Origin of the sequence: Bacillus sp. BPN334 (assembly GCF_008368885.1) — a bacterium.
In the GTDB taxonomy this organism is placed as follows: Bacteria; Bacillota; Bacilli; order Bacillales; family Bacillaceae_G; genus Bacillus_A; species Bacillus_A wiedmannii.
In genome coordinates this window covers 284,040-301,342 of sequence record NZ_QOZW01000006.1, presented here as the reverse complement: position 1 = coordinate 301,342, position 17,303 = coordinate 284,040, and the positions used below count along the sequence as shown (strand labels likewise).

Sequence of the window (17,303 nt, the reverse complement as noted above, 5' to 3'; positions counted from 1 at the left end):
TTTGCTCTAGCCGAATTTTAAGGTGGGAGTTTTACTGCCCGTTAATACCGGGGAAAACAATACATGTATACATACAGGCGGGGAAAAACATGAATGAGAAATTAATTGAGAAAATGATCATAAAAAGTTTTCAACAATATCAATGTAATCCTATTTCAAATGAGGATCAGGAAATGCTAATTAAACATATTCAAACGATAATTCATTCAAATACTGAAATTGATGTATACGAGGCAGTGGAGGATATCGTTTACGATTATGTGACTGGAAAATAAAAAAATAGGAGATTTCCATATGGAAATCTCCTATTTTTTACTTAATGATTTACCTGCAACACGCTCAAATAAACCTGGGAATAGAGCATACAATTTCGGACCAATGCCCATCCACTTCGGTAAGTTTACTTCACGCCTTTTCGTTTGCATCGATTTTACGATCTGCTCTGCTACATATGTTGGTTTTAACATGTACCGTCCCATATTTTTCACATATGTACCGGATTGATCCGCTATTTCAAAAAAGTTTGTATCTATCGGACCTGGATTAATCGCTGTTACGAAAATATTTGTACTAGACAACTCCATGCGTAAACTATTCGTAAATCCTAATACGGCATGTTTCGTCGCTGCATACGCACTCGATTTCGGAGTTGCAATTTTCCCAGCAAGTGAAGCAATATTAATAATATGTCCTTCGTTCCTTTTCACCATATAGGGTAGTACCGCTTTCGTACAAGCTACTAATCCAAATACATTTACTTGGAACATATCTTTCACTTCATCCATTGATGCATCTTCAAATGTTTTAAAAATACCAAATCCCGCATTGTTTACTAATATATCAATACGTCCCACTTCTTGTAATACCTTTGAAAAAACAGATTGTACTTCCGTCTCTTCACTTACATCTAATACATAATAATAGCAAGGCGTATTATAAGTTTCTTTAATTTTCTCTGCTAACGCTTTTAATTTCTCTTCTGTTCTAGCCATTAATACTGGAGTCGCCCCCTGCTCTGCAACTTGCATTGCAACTTGCTCTCCAATTCCACTAGAAGCACCTGTAATGACGATTACTTTATCTTGTAAACGTCCCGTCATTGCTGTCACCTACTTTGCATAATAAATCAATTGTTGCGAAGATTCATCAATCATCACTTGTTGATTATATGCTAAAAAGTCTAATTGTCCAACAGTTTCTGAAATAGTAAGCGGCAATTGCTCCTTATATAATACCGGAAATAGTTTTACACATACTTCAAATGCTGTCATTGGTTTTTCCTTTAATAACTCAAGCACTTTAAACGCACGTGTTTCTTGCTTTTGTAATCTCGTTTCAATAAGTTGTTTCACATTTAGAACATCTTCTCCATGTCCTGATAAAATGCGCGAAATATTCATTTCACTTAAACGCTTTAACGTCTGATTATATTGTAATAACGGGCGCGCCCTTTCTGTTTGTCCTTCATATGGTGGTTCTAATATGGGATTCGAAGAAATATGACTAATGAGAGCATCCCCGCCAATTAATATTCCATCAGATTCTCTATATAATGAAATATGAGTGGAAGCATGACCTGGTGTTTCGATTACTGTAAACCCAGGTAAAGAATCAATACGATCTCCCTCTCTCACAGTATGTGTTAACGATCTATTACAAGAATATTTAAGTGTCTTCGTCGTCAATAACGCCTCGTCTTTCAAAAATGCCGCTGGAACACCAAATTGCAAAGCTGTCTCTCTAAAAAACTCATGATACCACTTTAAAAATTCTGGATTTTGCGTGATCCAAGGCTCATTCCAAGGATGTCCAATAATGTTCGTTTTCTCAGAAAATATATTTAAAAGCCCACAATGATCCGCATGATGATGCGTAATGACTACTGTTTTAATATCTTCTATCGCATATCCTAATGTACCTAATTGCCTTTCTAACGCACTTCTTGCCTCTTCTGTATTCGTCCCTGTATCAATTAATGTTAATGTCTCCCCCTCAACTAAAAACACATTCACAGTTTCAACTGCAAATGGCACAGGAATCTCCATTCGGTGAATCGCCGTCATGCTTAGCCCCCCTGTCTCTTTCCGGTTCAAAAATGAATACTTCTTCAGTTTACAACTTCTATATATATTTGTCATTATTTTCAGATAAAAAGAGGTGTTTCCTATAAAAAAACGAATGTATGTACATTTATAAGAATTTCTAACCAAATTTAAAGGAGGAACATCATGTCTATTCAAAACATTTCCTTTCTCGGTGCAGGCTCTATTGCTGAAGCTATTATTGGTGGCTTGTTACATGCAAATGTTGTGAAAGGCGAACAAATTACCGTAAGTAATCGTTCTAACGAGACAAGATTGCAGGAGCTACATAAAAAATATGGCGTTAAAGGTACGCATAATAAAAAAGAGCTACTTACTGATACAACTATTCTTTTTCTAGCAATGAAACCAAAGGATGTTGCAGAAGCACTTACTCCTTTTAAAGAAGATATACATAATAACCTGCTTATTATTTCCTTATTAGCAGGTGTTTCTACTCACTCGATTAGAAACCTGCTTCAAAAAGATGTTCCGATTATTCGTGCGATGCCAAATACATCTGCAGCTATTTTAAAATCAGCTACTGCTATCTCGCCTTCAAAACATGCAACAGCGGAACATATTCAGACTGCCATAGCTTTATTTGAAACAATCGGTCTCGTCTCTGTTGTAGAGGAAGAAGATATGCATGCTGTCACTGCATTATCTGGAAGTGGGCCTGCTTATATTTATTACGTAGTGGAAGCGATGGAAGAAGCCGCAAAAACAATTGGTTTAAAAGAAGATGTTGCAAAGTCACTTATTCTTCAGACGATGATTGGTGCTGCTGAAATGCTAAAAGCAAGTGAAAAACACCCTTCTGTTTTGCGAAAGGAAATTACTTCTCCTGGTGGAACGACCGAAGCAGGCATTGAAGTATTACAAGAACATAAATTTCAACAAGCACTTATTTCTTGTATTACACAGGCTACACAACGATCACATAATCTTGGGAAAACATTAGAACAACTAACAAAAGAAAAATAACAAATGGAGCTCAATCTTACTTGAGCTCCATTTTTTTATTAACATATATTGTTTAGTTATTAGTCTTCCCAAAAATCTCTTCTTGCAGACGGCGACCAGTTGGTGTTGCTGCAAGTCCACCTTCAGCTGTTTCACGAAGTGCTACTGGCATCGTTTGTCCGATTCTAAACATCGCCTCAATCACTTCATCACATGGAATTGTACTCGTTACGCCAGCTAATGCTAAATCAGCTGAAATCATCGCATTCGCAGCTCCTGCTGCATTACGTTTTACACAAGGTACTTCTACAAGCCCTGCAACAGGATCACATACTAAACCAAGCATATTCTTTAATGAAATCGCCATCGCTGTAGCTGCTTGATCTTGTGTTCCACCAGCCATCTCAACTGCTGCTGCTGCTGCCATTCCACTTGCTGAACCTACTTCAGCTTGGCAACCTCCTGCCGCGCCGGAAATACAAGCATTATTCGCAACAACCATACCGAAAGCTCCTGCTGTAAATAAAAATTCGATCATCTCTTCGCGTGTCGGCTGTAATTTTTCTTGCAGTGCAAACAGTACACCTGGCACTGTTCCAGCAGACCCTGCTGTTGGTGTTGCACAAATAATTCCCATCGCTGCGTTTACTTCATTTGTTGCAACAGCTTTACTCACCGCGTCCAAAATCGTATCTCCAGATAAGCCTTTTCCGCTATTCATATACGCCTGAACTTTTACAGCATCTCCGCCAGTTAAACCAGTTGGTGATTTTACTCCGCGAATACCACGTTCTACCGCTTGCTCCATCACGACTAAGTTCTTTTCCATACCAGCAATTACTTCTTCACGTGAAATATTTCTTGTTTTCATTTCACATTGAATCATAATTTCTGCGATCTTTACATTTTGTTCTTTAGCTTGCGCCACTAGTTCCGTTGCGTTCCGAAACATGGTGTGTCCCCCCTGCAATTATTCCATAATAGTTACTTGACAAATATTTTGTTGCGCGTTTATTTCTTCAATCACTTCATCTGCTAATAATTCATCTGTTTCGATAACCATAAGCGCTCTTCTTCCTTTTTCTTTACGAGAAACACTCATTGTACTAATGTTAATTTCATGTTTCGCAAGGATTGAAGCTACTGCTGCAATAGCACCGAAGCGATCGTTATTTACAATAAGTAGTGCTGGACTCGTGCCTGTTAATTGAAGATCGAATCCGTTTAATTCTACAACTTCAATTTTACCGCCACCAATTGAGCAAGCAACAACTTCAATTTCTTCTTCACCTTTATACAAACGAATTCTCGCTGTATTTGGGTGAGGTGCATTTGCATCTTCTTCAATGAATTCTACTTCGATTTTGCGCTCTTTTGCTATGTCTAGCGCCTCTGGAATACGTAAGTCATCTGTTTCAAACCCTAATATTCCACCGATCAATGCTACATCCGTACCATGCCCTCGATACGTCTTTGCAAATGATCCATATAATGAAATGCTTACTCTTTCTGGTTCATGACGAAACAGCTGGCGAGCAACTTGCCCCATTCTTGCTGCGCCTGCTGTATGTGAACTTGATGGACCAATCATAACTGGACCAATAATATCAAATACTGAGCGATACTTCATCATAACTCCCCCTAAACCTCTATGCAAAAATTTTTTACTATTCTATTAAGCTACCGAATCGGTTGCTTTTCCAGTTGTACGACGAATTTGTTCCGCTATACGAATTGGATAGTTTTTGAATAACAGTGAAACAATATATCCTGAAATAATACCAATTATCATAATAAATAAGAAACTTAGCATTACCTTCATTTAAAAATAATATAAGCTAATCCACAATAAAGTCTTGTAGCAATCCAAAGTTTAACACAGAACCCCTTACAAGGATAGCATAACAAGTGAAACGCCCATTGCTTTCATACCTTTTCGTGCTTTAAGGCTAAAAAGTAAAAAAGACTTCATATAAATAATAGTAATATCTTTCCTATTATAAATTCCATGTTGCTCTCTCACAATTTAGTCAACTTCACTTATTACGACAAATGCCTAAAACGCATGTAGCCTACAATAAATTTTGATCTGCCCTCATTATAGCTCGTTTTTAATAAAACGCTTACTTTTAATGAATTTTAAAAGTTCTGAATAACGATCTGTTTTTGCTATTTGTACCACTCGTATGTCGTCTGACTTATATAACAGTTTTTCTAAACAATCGGTACTATGTATTTTTATCCTATCTCTTCACATCATTAAAACTTTCTGTTTCATCCAATATAAACATAAAATGATAACAGTTTTATTTTAAATTTTTTTTAGAAATAAAAAAATGGCAACCTTTCGTCACCATTTTTTCACACCATTATTATCTTTCTACCGGAAATATTTTCAAGTCCGTAGCTATTTCTGTATTAGAAAATAGCTCTCTTGCCTCTTTCCATAATTCCTTATATGTATCCCCTTGATAACGAGAACTAATATGAGTCAATATTAATCGTTTTGCATTTGCCTGAAGTGCAATACTCGCAGCTTGCTTAGATGTGGAATGAAAATAATCATACGCTTGTTGTTCATCTTCTGCTGCAAAAGTTGCCTCATGAACAAGTACGTCAGCGTCTTGTGCCAGCTCTCTACTCGCTTCACAATACCTTGTATCACCTAAAATGGTAATAATTCTTCCCTTTTGAGGCGAACCAATAAAATCTTTTCCATTTAGTATCGTACCATCTTCTAATTCAACTATTTCTCCATCTTTTAAACGTTTAAAAAGTGGACCGGGTTTCACACCCATCTCCAGCAATTTATCGACTAAAAGAGCACCTTGTATATCTTTCTCTACAATACGATACCCAAAACATTCAATACCATGTGACAATCTTTTCGTTTCCACGTGAAATTCATTATCTTCAAATACAGTACCTTCTTCTGTTATCTCCACAATTTCAAGTGGATATTTTACATGTGTGGTACTTACTGATAATGCCACTTCAATAAATTGTTTAATTCCTTTTGGTCCATACACAGTTAAAGGTGTAGTCCCTCCTTGAAACGAACGGCTTCCTAATAAACCTGGCAATCCAAAAATATGATCACCATGTAAATGCGTAATAAATATTTTTTCAATGCGGCGTGGGCGTACTGATGTATGTAATATTTGATGTTGCGTCGCCTCGCCACAATCAAATAACCAAGTCTGTCCTCGTTCTTCTAACAATTGCAAAGCAATTGCCGAAACGTTCCTTCCTTTCGAAGGAACACCTGCACCAGTTCCTAAAAATACAAATTCCACTTTCTTTCCTCCAGCTCTTTATATAATCTACCTTTCATCTTACGGAATGTTATTTCAAATGGCAAATCGAATTTACATAACCAATCATCTAGACAACTATATAACACGAACATTATACTCAAAAAACTTAGTAACCGTTCGTGTTTTATGTTAAAATGGTTATACTACATTTTAAGGGAGCGTTTTATTATGAAAGAAGCATTTCGTTTACAAACTGATTTTTCATCTTCATTTGATCGCTGGGTAAGTTCTTTCGTGTCTGATCACCCAGCACAATTAGAATGGACGACTTTGAAAGAATTAATCCATGAATATACAACAACACATACAAATGATTCATTACCAACATATATTTCTTCAGCTTTAACATATTACGCACAACGCGTTTCAACAACAAACAGCTCAGAAATTGTTATTTTTGAAAATGCTACAATCTCATAATCTATAAATAAAAAAGCACTGGTTACAGTGCTTTTTTATTTATACTTATTTAGCACATCTTCATATTCCGTCCAAAAATTTGTATACATACTTTGATCAAACTCATCTAAAACTATCTTTTCACTTGAGTTATTAAATAATTCTTTTGCTTGTAGTGCAATTGAAGTAACTATACTTTAACTTTTTGTAAATAGCTTATTTTTATTTAATATCTAGATATAAAACAGTTGTTATTAGTTGAAAAGCTTTGTGTAATGATATGTTTTACAAGATATTTGTTAAAAAGTTATAGTTAACATTAAAGAAATATTAATATTATAAAATCTATATATTAAACTTTAAATGGTGCGTTATATTTTTTAAGGGCTTACAAGTAAAAAAATAGGAGGAGAATAAATGAAAAAAAATAGCGATTCTGACTTTAACAGCAGGAATAGCCTTATCAAGCTTTGCAGCATCAGCAGCAGCAAAATCTAATCATGAAAACAGCGACTGGTCAAATGTATATCGTGTTTACAGTCCTAATGATGAAACGCCATCTCGACCTAAATATAATAAAACAGCTTATTATATGAGGGTAGACGACATGTCAGGATTAGATGGATATTTCAATGCCTGGGCTGCATTAAAAGATGGTACAGATGTTTCTGATGGTCATACGTACATAATGCGTGATGGTCAAGAAGAATTCTTATACAATTTGGCAGTTGAGAAATTTAATTCTGGTATCAAGGTTAAAATTGATACTAGAAGATGGGCTGAGGGCACAGCGACAGGTGTTTGGAGTCCAGATAGTATCCGTAAATAATTATATATAAATATAATATTTTATATTCTTGTAAGCCTTTCCTCGTAACATTACATATTTTAAGTGTTACGAGGAGTATATTTGAATTTTTAAGAGGTGAAACATGGGTACTTACTTTAACGAAAGAATGAGTAATAAGAATTTTTATTTTTCACTTATGTTAGGAATAGCCTTATCTTGTATATATATATTATATTATGTAATTCCACTAACCGATAAAAGGGATGTTATCTTCACTCCATATACAACTTGGATGGGAATTAATAGTATTGTAACACCTTCCTTTTTATTTTTCTTTATACTTCCAGTGATTGCAAGTTTACCTAGTTCATCACTCTTTCAGGAAGATAAAAAAAATGGATCTTTTTTGTTTGTAATTATACGAAGTAATTATAAAATGTATTTTCTTAAGCTGTTTAGTAAAACCTTTCTTATCGGGGGCTTTGTTGTTATTATTCCATTGATTTTAAACATTTTTTTATCATTTATGTTTCTTCCAAATATAACTCCTGATGAAGTTTTAAATTCTAATATAGGGATGTACGAGCGATCAACCTTTTTTATTAACATTTATTTCACTCACCCTTTTATTCATATGATTTTATATACAGTTATTGCTTTTGTTTATGGAGGAGCATTTGCTTTGTTTTCTCTTAGTATGTCCTTTTATGCCAAGCATACTTTTATAACTTTATTAAGTGCTTTTTTATTACAACTTTTTTTAATGATAATCAATTTATTTTATTCAACGCCCCTTGCTCCTATCTATTTCTTATCTGAATTTCATATATATCATGGAGCCGATATCATTGTTTCTATTTTAGTGTTGGTAGGGATTTTTATTTTATCGATACTTTTATTTTTAAGAGGAGTAAAACGCCATGTTATTTTATAGCCTTTTGAAAATGTATTTATTAGAGTTGTTTCAAAAACGAAGGTTATTTGTGATTAATATTTTATTTCTTATAGTAGGTGTGTCGATTCACCTCATTAGATCATTTTACTTTTTATCTAATGATTCTTTGTTTTCACTTCTTAGTACTTCAAGGGATATGAAAATAATATTATTTAGTTATCTTCCATTATTGCTTCTGTTTTTCTATTCATTTAATTATACAGATAAAAATGTTTATGTGTATTTTAGACATAAAACTCGTCAATCATATTGTTTTCATTTAATCAGAAAAATTGTAAGTCTAGCAATTATATATTCAAGTATCTACCTGTTAATTGTAGGAATAAATTTTTTAATTGTAAAAGAGAAAATAGTGATTTGGTTGCTTCCATCTTCAAATTGGTTAGTAATTATATATTTTATAGTATCGTTATGGTTAGTAACTGTAGCAATATGTATTTTTGCACAAATACTAGTATTTTTCGTTAAACATAAAGCTATTTGTATTTTTACTATTTACTTTCTTATTACGATAGATCAATTATCAGAAAAAAAATATAATTTTTCTTTATTTTGGTCAAAAGGTTTGATTTTTCAAGAAAAGGACTGGTTTCTAATAGATATAACCTTGCTGAAATTAGCTTTTATGTTAGGGATTATTAGTATTTTATTTGCTATATTGAATATTTGTTTACATCGGATGGACTTATATAACGGAAGTGATTAATTACGATGAAAAATAGTGTTTTTTATAAATTGGTAAAAAGGGATTTAATATTAAGCAGTCATAGTATGAAATTAAGATTTATAATATCATTTATTGTTTATAGTGTGTTGGTGGTGGGAGAAGTATTTTTATTAAAGCAATCAGCCCAGTATAGAGAACTTCCTTCAAATGCTATAACAATTCTTGATGTCTTGTATGAACTGCTAAAAGGAATATCTTTTAAAGAAGTTGAAATGGGGCGATTTCAGCTTCCTGTAACATGGCTTATATTACAATTATCTTATTGTTTTATATTAGGTACGTATGTAAGAGCTGATTTTATACAACAGACACCGTATCTTTTAACGAGGAAAGTGTCTAGGTATCAAGTATTGTTTAGCAAATTTATTAGTACATGTATATTAACTATTTGTATAACTTTATTATTTTATATTGCCGTGTTCTTCTGGGGAGGCATTTTTTGTTCTTATCAATTTAACTGGGGAATATATACAGAGAAGGTCAATCCTACAATTTATAATTATTTTAAAGAAACCATTTTTATTATAAAAAGCTTTACTTTACAACTAATAACATCTTCCTTATTAGTTTGGGTTTATTTAATTGTGTCTACTAAATTAAAAAGTATTATTTCATATATAGTGATTATAGTGATTATTACCATGACTATATTTATGCCGGTTATATATAATCCGTTCGATAGTATGTTAATCCGTAAGAATTTATTTTACGTTAATAATGAACATTTTCTATATTCTATATTCTATTTTCTTTTGTGCGCTTTTTTTCTATGGATAAGTGGTTATTGGATAGGGAAAACATTTGAATTTGTTAATAGAAAGGATACTTCTGATGATTTACATTGAGGCTAAACATGTTTCTAAAGTGCTAAAAGGCAATATTATTTTAAATGATGTTAATTTCGAATTAGAAAAGGGGAAAATTTATGGTTTTAAAGGGAAAAATGGTTCAGGTAAAACAATGCTTTTTAGAGCTTTATTAGGATTGATGAAAATAGATAGTGGTGAAATATTAATAGATAGAAAAATAATTGGTATTGATCATCCGTTTCCTGAAAATACAGGCATTATCATTGAATATCCAGGATTCATTCCAGACTATACAGGATTTAAAAACTTAAAACTATTAGCTTCTATTCAAAATAAAATAACGGATAATATAATTCGTGAAACAATGGAGCTCGTAGGATTAAATCCAGAAGATACAAGAAAAGTAAAAAAATATTCACTTGGAATGAAGCAAAGATTGGGTATAGCACAAGCAATTATGGAGAGCCCTAAGTTATTAATTTTAGATGAGCCAACAAACGCTTTAGATGAAAATGGAATTCAGGATATAACTAAAATCTTATTAGATTTAAAGTCTAAAGGTACAACTATATTAGTTGCGAGTCACGATAGTGAAACATTAAATATAATTGCAGACAGAATATTCCTAGTTGAGAATGGTAAAGTATCACTATCTTCACAGATGTAGAGGGAGAAAGATATGAATAAAAAACGATATGTTTTTATAATTATTTGTACATTTTTTATAATAGGGGCATGTTGGAGATATCAGGTAGTAAATAATTTAAATGAATCTTATATTGTGAAATCAGAAAATATTAATCTAGGTCAATCATTTAATACAGATATATTTAAATTTAGCATTAATTCTTTCGAGAAGAAACAAGTAATTGATAATAATGGAAATAAAGAAATTCATTATCTTTTTGATATTGAAGCAACAAATAACACGCAAACTGAACAAACAATTTTTACAGGTTTGCATATATTGGCACCCTTAAAAGGAGTTAATAAGACGAATGGAATGTTTAATGAGAATACAAAGAAAACAATAGTTTCATGGGAGAAGTTACAAAACCATAAAGGCATTGTAACAATGAAAATGAGGGAAAGTTGGGGAGTTGCACTTAATACACCTGCGAAATTAGTATATCTAGGTGAAAAAGATGGTAAAAAAATAAAATACATATTAGATTTACCTAACAACTAAAGGCCTAATTTGCTTGTTGATTTCTGAATAAGATGATTTGTAATATATGTCATCTTGTATTACACTTTGCCTATTTTAATAGCTTCTATCAAACAAGAGTGAAAATTTTAATAGATAAAGCCGTTATAAAACATACCGAAGAAGTTAAAATTTTTACTTGGGACAACGAATAGTAAGTCTAATACTTTTTGTGGCGTTACTGCAGCTGGTTGGAAAACTTCATTAGATTTAGAAGCAAGTTAAAAATGAAAGGTGTCATGATATTTACAACTTCATGACACCTTCTACATAAACTTATTTTCTAATTTTTGCTGAAAAGACTTTTCTTGCTTACGTAATAATTGACTACCTCGTTGTAAAATCGGCATTCCATACTTATCATTAATTTGATCGATGACAGCAAGTAGCGGCTCTTCTTTCGCATCTTCTTCAAATGAAAACAAATCTAATTGTTTCACCGCTTCTGTCTTCCACTCTATTTCAGTAGCTGTAACACCTAATAAACGAATGGAATCACCGTCCCAATGTTGCTTCCATAAACGAGAGGCTGCCTGAAAAATATCTCGTTCTTCCCAAATCGCATTTTTCAATTGCTTACTCCGCGTTACTGTCCGCCTATCATGATATTTAATCATAATTTGAATATTATAGCTGACAAGAGTTCGCTTTTGTAATCTTTTACTTACTGATTTTGATAGCCGTTCTAACATATCAAGTAATTCTTTCGCTTCATCCATATCCTTTGAAAAGGTCATCGAATTACCGACACTTTTATGTTGTCCCATTTGACTCGGGTCAACTTCCCTATCATCCATACCTTTTGCCCGCCACTTTAAATCAACACCATGCTTTCCAATTTTAGCGCGAATGATATGTTCGTTTCCTTTTGCTAACTGCTCAATTGTTTTTATATGAATATCATTTAATTTTTCAGCTGTTTTTTCTCCAATTCCATGCATCGCTTCAACTGGAAGTGGCCAAATCATTTCTGGAATATCTCGTTTTCGAAGCACAGTAATACCGAGAGGCTTTTTCATATCAGAAGCTGTTTTTGCTAGGAAAAGGTTAGGAGCAATTCCGATGCTACACGGAAGCTGTAACTCTGTTAATAACGCCTGCTGGATCATCTTTGCTATTTCAAGAGGCGAACCGAGTGCATAGCAATCTGTAATATCTAAATATCCTTCATCTATTGAGACTGGTTGTATTTTTTCTGTAAAACGGGAAAGGATTTGAAACATTTGAAATGAAGCTTCACGATATAATGTAAAATTAGGACGCATTACAACTAATTGTGGACATAACCTTTTTGCTTCCCAAAGAGGCATCGTTGTACGTATTCCATAGTCTCTCGCCTCATAACTACATGTTATGATAATTCCTTTTCTTTCTTTTTCATTTCCAGCAACTGCTAACGGCTTCCCTTGTAATGATGGGTCATGAGCAATTTCAACAGATGCGAAAAAACAATTCATATCTACATGCAAAATAACACGACCATTTTTCGGATACATTTCTCGCATAGTACTCACCCCTTCAAAGAACATTCGTTCCTTCATTATATCAAATTTTGCATAATAGTTATAATAATTAATTGTTCTTTTCCTTTTATACATTTGATATAATTTACATAAAATGTATAAAATTACAAAAGGGATGATTATGATGAAATCAACTAATAAACTCAACTATACGTTCCTTGTGATTATATTAATCATAGCCATTAATTATTTACTGCTTCCTATTTTCAATATTAATACGTTTGGATTCTTCCCTCGCCTAGTACATATAGCAACAACTTATATATTGCCATGGATTTTCTTGTATTGGCTGATCCGCCTTGTAAAAGCAATTGAATCAAAATAAAAAGCGTGTAAATCAATTGTGATTTACACGCTTTTTCTATTACATTACTTCGCTACTTCTTCAATAATTGCTATAACTAATTCTGCTGTTTTCGCTAATTCTTCAACAGGAATCTTTTCGTTTGTTGTATGAATTTCTTCATAACCAACCGCTAAGTTAACTGTTGGGATACCGTGTCCTGCAATTACGTTTGCATCACTTCCGCCACCACTTTGGTGAAGAGAAGGTGTACGACCAATGTTTTCAGCTGCACGTTTTGCAACTTCTACAACGTGATCGCCATCAGCAAATTTAAATCCTGGATACATAACGTTTACTTCAACGTCTGCTTGACCGCCCATTTCTTTTGCAGTTGTTTCAAATGCTTCTTTCATTTTCGCAACTTGTACTTCCATTTTCTCATTGATTAAAGAACGCGCTTCTGCAAAGATTTGTACATGATCGCAAACGATATTTGTTTGTGTACCACCTTCAAAACGTCCAATATTTGCAGTTGTTTCAGAATCAATACGACCAAGTGGCATCTTCGCAATTGCCTTCGCTGCGATAGTAATTGCAGATACACCTTTTTCTGGTGCTACACCAGCGTGAGCTGTTTTCCCACGAATAATTGCATTCACTTTCGCTTGTGTTGGAGCTGCAACAACGATTTCACCAACTTTTCCATCGCTATCTAATGCGTAACCGTATTTCGCTGTAATGCGCTCACGATCTAATGCTTTTGCACCAACAAGACCAGATTCTTCTCCAACTGTAATAATAAATTCAATTTTACCATGAGGGATGTTTTTCTCTTTTAAAACACGAATTGCTTCGAACATTGATGCTAATCCAGCTTTATCATCCGCACCTAAAATCGTAGTACCATCTGATACGATATATCCATCTTTAATAGAAGGCTTAATTCCATTACCAGGAACTACTGTATCCATATGAGAAGTAAAGTAAATTGTATCAACACCATCTTTTGTTGCTGGTAAAGTACAAATTAAATTACCTGCACCATGCCCAGTAACAGTCATTGTGTCATCTTCAAATACTTCTACACCTAAATCTGTAAATTTCTTTGTTAATACTTTGCAGATTTCTGCTTCAAATTTCGTTTCAGAATCTACTTGTACTAATTCCATAAATTCATTTACTAAACGTTCTTGATTAATCATAAGACTGCGCCTCCTGCACTACCATTATGTATGTAACACTATTAATTATAACAGAATTTCGCAAAAGTTTCGAAATACAAGACAAAAAACAGACGGTTTATATGTCTAGATAACCATCTGCTTTCTATTACTCATTTAACAATACCCAGCGCATATGATCTTCCCATACTCCATTTACCATTAACATCTTCCTAGACACGCCCTCATATTGAAAGCCTATCTTTGTCACTACTTGTATAGATGCTAAATTTCGTGGCATAATCGGTGCTTCTATACGATGTAACTGAAATTCTTCGAAAGTAACTTGAATAGCTTTCCTAAGCGCTTCTGTCGTGTAACCTTTATTCAATTCTGCCTTATCTAATTTATAGCCGAGCACACAAGATTGATAAATACCGCGAACGATTAGATTGAATGAGATACACCCAATAATTTTTGTATCATCACCCTTTTTAAAAATCCAAAGCCTGATGATTTTACCTTCTGCAAACTCTTTTCTATCCTTTTGTAACTTTTTCTTCTGATAATCTAACGTAAAAAAATCATCCGGTCTATACTCTTCCCAAGCTTTTAAAAATTCACGATTTCTGTCGTAATATTGAAGAACTTTTTCAGCATACGACTCATCAATTTCCCTTAAATGTAAACGATTTGTTTCATATATTTTCATCATCGTATCTCCATTCTTCAGCTTGCATAACAAAAAACTTATACTCTATCATTATTATATATTCTCTACATACATACAAATTTCCTGTTATACTTTACACGCACTTCTCGAATTTTGTCACTTCTCTCCCCTTGTCCACAATATCATTTCTCGTTACAATGATATTGTACTGATTTGCAAGGAGGTTTAACGATGCATAAAAAAGCTCAAAAAGTTGTGATTTATGTAATGCTAATTTCTATGCTTGTAACAACATTACTTGCTGGCGCAAGTATGTTTTGGTAAAAAGGACGATGTGTTCGTCCTTTTTTTACTTTTTACACATAACATAATAAAATAAACCATCTCGATATCGAGATGGTTTATTTTATATAAAGCACAATCGCTACAATACTAAAGGAAAATGACATTACAAGTGCTGTTATAAAACTTGTATATTGTTTCTGCTGAAATGCTCCAATAACAAAAGTAAGATTGAGTAATGCCATACAAACAATTGCTACAAGATAAGAACATATATTAAAAGTTGCCAATATGAATGTAATAACAAATAGAAATCCCATAAAAAATTGCATATACGAAATTTTTGGATTCAAGTACATATGAGCAACCCCTTTATCTAATTTTTTATCCCGATTGGTGAGGGCTGATAATCCGCGGGTAAAAAACCTCCCACTGATTAAAGTTTCACTTTATCTTTCTATACTCTCATTAACTCATGGTTATGTACACATGTCAAGACAACTTATTACAATAGAAAAAGCCAACCTTTTCGTTGGCTTTTTCATATGCAATGGCACCTTTTTGTTTTGCCAATTGCTGAAATGATTTTTTCGACTTCACAATCCATACTTTCGTTCCAATTGGAATGCGATCAAATAAATACTCCACATCGTTTTTCTTCATTCTTATACATCCTTGTGAAATATACTTTCCAATTGAACTAGGTTGGTTTGTTCCATGTATTCCATATTTACTTCCATCAGTTTCTCTTGCATTAAATCCAATCCACCTTGACCCAAGTGGATTTTTCGGTGACCCACCTGGAATATCCTTTGCAATATAATACGGATCCTTCGCTTTCATTACAACATCAAAAGTTCCCTCTGGAGTTAATTCATTTGTTTTCCCTGTCGCTACTGGAAAAACCTTTTGAATCTTTCCATCGTCAATATAAGCTAGTTTATTCGTCGCTTTATTTACAATAATAAAAGGATCTCCGGCACGTGGATTATCACCAAGAGGCCAAATAGGCGATAAAGAAAGACATAATATGAAAGAGAGAAGATACGGCATAATAATTCCTACCTTCTATATAAGTTCTTTTATATTATCCTTTCCCTTAAAACGACTTTTAATGAGTAAATATTGTTCCATTTCATACACCAGTTGAACAAGCTTCGCACGTATCTCAAATTCTTCACGTGTAACGGGCAATGGCATGTCTCTAAATAATTCTCTCATTTCTTGAAGCTGTCTTAAGGAAATAACCCCAGTACTCTCAGGGCTAATAGCATTTCCAATGTTTTCAACCACATCCGCAATCATATCAGCTTGTTCATATGTCCATGATAAAGAAGCTGCTAATGGTATCATCCGTTCTAAAATTTCGAATTGTTGCATGCGCATATTAAAATAACGATAGTAATAGCCATCTTCTCGCATAAATGCATTCTCAAGTTTCTTAAACGATAAATCCCTTGCTTCATTTAGCATATTTTCAGTTTCAATAAGTTCTGCCCCGCTCCAGCTACTTTCTCTGTTTCGTAAATACACGACCATTTCAAACAAAATTGTTTTAAAATTACTTTCTATTGTATCTTGATACTCTTTTAGCTTATTTTCACTACTTGGCATATACATATTCACTAATAAAGCCACGCTAATTCCTATCGTTAATATCGCAATTTCATTCCCAACAATAAGCCATGTAATTTGTTTCAATGAATATAGATGCATCACAATAACTGAACTCGTGACAATACCTTCTTGAATTTTAAGCATAACTGCAGTCGGAATAAATGTAAGTAATAATATACTAATTGCAAGTGGTGTATATCCAATTGTTTCAAAAATACAAAACGCGAATACCATTGATAATACACAAGCTAAAAAACGATGTAACGACACTTGAAGTGATTTACGTTTCGTATTTTGTACACATAATATAACTAAAATGCCCGCTGAACTATAAAATTCTAATCCTAATAACTGTGCAATAAAAACTGCTGCGCCTGTCCCTATTGCTGTTTTTACTGTACGGTATCCAATTTTGAACATAGCACTGCTCCTATATGTATAAACGTATTTAAAGTTAGTATAAAAAAAGGATGACACAATGTCATCCTTTTCTACTTATTATTCACGCAAC

The 17,303-nt window shown here is 33.4% G+C and carries 22 protein-coding genes and 1 pseudogene; 10 read left to right on the top strand and 13 right to left on the bottom strand.

What is annotated here, in order from left to right; translation table 11 throughout:
- Nucleotides 1-89 precede the first annotated feature (89 nt).
- Nucleotides 90-275 (top strand): YqzH family protein, encoded by a 186-nt coding sequence (locus DN393_RS08580; RefSeq protein ID WP_064474856.1) that lies wholly within the window; start codon nucleotides 90-92, stop codon nucleotides 273-275.
- Nucleotides 276-305: 30 nt separating this feature from the next.
- Here the strand turns inward: DN393_RS08580 and DN393_RS08575 are convergent, their stop codons facing one another.
- Together DN393_RS08575 and DN393_RS08570 are read right to left on the bottom strand one after the other, a co-directional pair.
- The gene (locus DN393_RS08575; RefSeq protein ID WP_098102727.1) at nucleotides 306-1,100 is read right to left on the bottom strand and encodes an SDR family oxidoreductase; all 795 of its coding nucleotides are present in this window, start codon (nucleotides 1,098-1,100) and stop codon (nucleotides 306-308) included.
- Nucleotides 1,101-1,109: 9 nt separating this feature from the next.
- On the bottom strand, nucleotides 1,110-2,063 hold the full coding sequence (locus DN393_RS08570) for an MBL fold metallo-hydrolase (protein WP_064474854.1): 954 nt from the start codon (nucleotides 2,061-2,063) through the stop codon (nucleotides 1,110-1,112).
- A 165-nt stretch (nucleotides 2,064-2,228) separates the two neighbouring features.
- Here DN393_RS08570 and proI point away from each other — a divergent pair, with 165 nt between their 5' ends.
- Nucleotides 2,229-3,068 carry a pyrroline-5-carboxylate reductase ProI gene (gene proI, locus DN393_RS08565; protein WP_000027261.1) on the top strand — a complete coding sequence of 280 codons (840 nt, stop codon included), beginning with the start codon at nucleotides 2,229-2,231 and terminating at the stop codon, nucleotides 3,066-3,068.
- A gap of 52 nt (nucleotides 3,069-3,120) precedes the next feature.
- Here the strand turns inward: proI and sdaAA are convergent, their stop codons facing one another.
- From sdaAA to rnz, 4 genes are all read right to left on the bottom strand, one after another.
- On the bottom strand, nucleotides 3,121-3,999 hold the full coding sequence (gene sdaAA / locus DN393_RS08560; protein WP_064474853.1) for an L-serine ammonia-lyase, iron-sulfur-dependent, subunit alpha: 879 nt from the start codon (nucleotides 3,997-3,999) through the stop codon (nucleotides 3,121-3,123).
- Between the two features lie 18 nt (nucleotides 4,000-4,017).
- Entirely contained in the window at nucleotides 4,018-4,677 is a 660-nt protein-coding gene (sdaAB, locus tag DN393_RS08555; RefSeq protein ID WP_000877441.1) for an L-serine ammonia-lyase, iron-sulfur-dependent subunit beta, read from the bottom strand.
- Between the two features lie 45 nt (nucleotides 4,678-4,722).
- Nucleotides 4,723-4,869, bottom strand: coding sequence for a hypothetical protein (locus DN393_RS31495; RefSeq protein WP_179194447.1), 147 nt, complete (start codon nucleotides 4,867-4,869; stop codon nucleotides 4,723-4,725).
- A gap of 550 nt (nucleotides 4,870-5,419) precedes the next feature.
- Nucleotides 5,420-6,343 carry a ribonuclease Z gene (gene rnz / locus DN393_RS08545; RefSeq protein ID WP_098102725.1) on the bottom strand — a complete coding sequence of 308 codons (924 nt, stop codon included), beginning with the start codon at nucleotides 6,341-6,343 and terminating at the stop codon, nucleotides 5,420-5,422.
- Nucleotides 6,344-6,532: 189 nt separating this feature from the next.
- On the opposite strand from rnz, the gene DN393_RS08540 reads away from it, so the two are divergent.
- Nucleotides 6,533-6,784 carry a DUF3932 family protein gene (locus tag DN393_RS08540; RefSeq protein ID WP_000656495.1) on the top strand — a complete coding sequence of 84 codons (252 nt, stop codon included), beginning with the start codon at nucleotides 6,533-6,535 and terminating at the stop codon, nucleotides 6,782-6,784.
- Nucleotides 6,785-6,819: 35 nt separating this feature from the next.
- Here DN393_RS08540 and DN393_RS32380 read toward each other — a convergent pair.
- Nucleotides 6,820-6,954, bottom strand: a pseudogene (locus DN393_RS32380) (DNA polymerase IV); the annotation flags it as partial.
- A 401-nt stretch (nucleotides 6,955-7,355) separates the two neighbouring features.
- Here DN393_RS32380 and DN393_RS31910 point away from each other — a divergent pair.
- The 5 genes from DN393_RS31910 to DN393_RS08505 all read left to right on the top strand — a co-directional run bounded on the left by DN393_RS31910 (nucleotide 7,356) and on the right by DN393_RS08505 (nucleotide 11,233).
- Complete coding sequence (locus tag DN393_RS31910; RefSeq protein ID WP_240368243.1) at nucleotides 7,356-7,592, top strand: hypothetical protein; 237 nt, start codon at nucleotides 7,356-7,358, stop codon at nucleotides 7,590-7,592.
- Between the two features lie 103 nt (nucleotides 7,593-7,695).
- Nucleotides 7,696-8,487 (top strand): hypothetical protein, encoded by a 792-nt coding sequence (locus tag DN393_RS08525; protein WP_064474850.1) that lies wholly within the window; start codon nucleotides 7,696-7,698, stop codon nucleotides 8,485-8,487.
- Between the two features lie 732 nt (nucleotides 8,488-9,219).
- Nucleotides 9,220-10,080, top strand: a complete 861-nt coding sequence (locus DN393_RS08515) for a hypothetical protein (protein WP_064474848.1) — start codon at nucleotides 9,220-9,222, stop codon at nucleotides 10,078-10,080.
- Nucleotides 10,067-10,711, top strand: a complete 645-nt coding sequence (locus tag DN393_RS08510) for an ATP-binding cassette domain-containing protein (RefSeq protein WP_149173445.1) — start codon at nucleotides 10,067-10,069, stop codon at nucleotides 10,709-10,711. The genes DN393_RS08515 and DN393_RS08510 overlap by 14 nt, the downstream gene beginning before the upstream one ends.
- Nucleotides 10,712-10,723: 12 nt before the next feature.
- Nucleotides 10,724-11,233 carry a hypothetical protein gene (locus DN393_RS08505; RefSeq protein WP_064474846.1) on the top strand — a complete coding sequence of 170 codons (510 nt, stop codon included), beginning with the start codon at nucleotides 10,724-10,726 and terminating at the stop codon, nucleotides 11,231-11,233.
- A 284-nt stretch (nucleotides 11,234-11,517) separates the two neighbouring features.
- On the opposite strand, the gene DN393_RS08500 is transcribed toward DN393_RS08505, so the two are convergent.
- The gene (locus DN393_RS08500; protein WP_064474845.1) at nucleotides 11,518-12,756 is read right to left on the bottom strand and encodes a DNA polymerase IV; all 1,239 of its coding nucleotides are present in this window, start codon (nucleotides 12,754-12,756) and stop codon (nucleotides 11,518-11,520) included.
- Nucleotides 12,757-12,898: 142 nt separating this feature from the next.
- Between DN393_RS08500 and DN393_RS08495 the strand changes: the two genes are divergently transcribed.
- Entirely contained in the window at nucleotides 12,899-13,099 is a 201-nt protein-coding gene (locus DN393_RS08495; protein ID WP_046957503.1) for a hypothetical protein, read from the top strand.
- A gap of 44 nt (nucleotides 13,100-13,143) precedes the next feature.
- Here DN393_RS08495 and DN393_RS08490 read toward each other — a convergent pair whose 3' ends face one another.
- Nucleotides 13,144-14,262 (bottom strand): tripeptidase T, encoded by a 1,119-nt coding sequence (locus DN393_RS08490; protein WP_064474844.1) that lies wholly within the window; start codon nucleotides 14,260-14,262, stop codon nucleotides 13,144-13,146.
- A gap of 127 nt (nucleotides 14,263-14,389) precedes the next feature.
- On the bottom strand, nucleotides 14,390-14,935 hold the full coding sequence (locus DN393_RS08485; protein ID WP_033657628.1) for a GNAT family N-acetyltransferase: 546 nt from the start codon (nucleotides 14,933-14,935) through the stop codon (nucleotides 14,390-14,392).
- A 189-nt stretch (nucleotides 14,936-15,124) separates the two neighbouring features.
- Here DN393_RS08485 and prli42 point away from each other — a divergent pair, with 189 nt between their 5' ends.
- Nucleotides 15,125-15,217, top strand: coding sequence for a stressosome-associated protein Prli42 (gene prli42 / locus DN393_RS08480; RefSeq protein ID WP_149173444.1), 93 nt, complete (start codon nucleotides 15,125-15,127; stop codon nucleotides 15,215-15,217).
- Between the two features lie 77 nt (nucleotides 15,218-15,294).
- Here prli42 and DN393_RS08475 read toward each other — a convergent pair whose 3' ends face one another.
- The 3 genes from DN393_RS08475 to DN393_RS08465 all read right to left on the bottom strand — a co-directional run bounded on the left by DN393_RS08475 (nucleotide 15,295) and on the right by DN393_RS08465 (nucleotide 17,212).
- Entirely contained in the window at nucleotides 15,295-15,534 is a 240-nt protein-coding gene (locus DN393_RS08475; RefSeq protein ID WP_000281162.1) for a DUF3894 domain-containing protein, read from the bottom strand.
- Nucleotides 15,535-15,667: 133 nt separating this feature from the next.
- The gene (locus tag DN393_RS08470) at nucleotides 15,668-16,228 is read right to left on the bottom strand and encodes a L,D-transpeptidase (RefSeq protein WP_064474843.1); all 561 of its coding nucleotides are present in this window, start codon (nucleotides 16,226-16,228) and stop codon (nucleotides 15,668-15,670) included.
- A 15-nt stretch (nucleotides 16,229-16,243) separates the two neighbouring features.
- Nucleotides 16,244-17,212, bottom strand: coding sequence for an aromatic acid exporter family protein (locus DN393_RS08465; RefSeq protein WP_000472675.1), 969 nt, complete (start codon nucleotides 17,210-17,212; stop codon nucleotides 16,244-16,246).
- Nucleotides 17,213-17,303 lie beyond the last annotated feature (91 nt).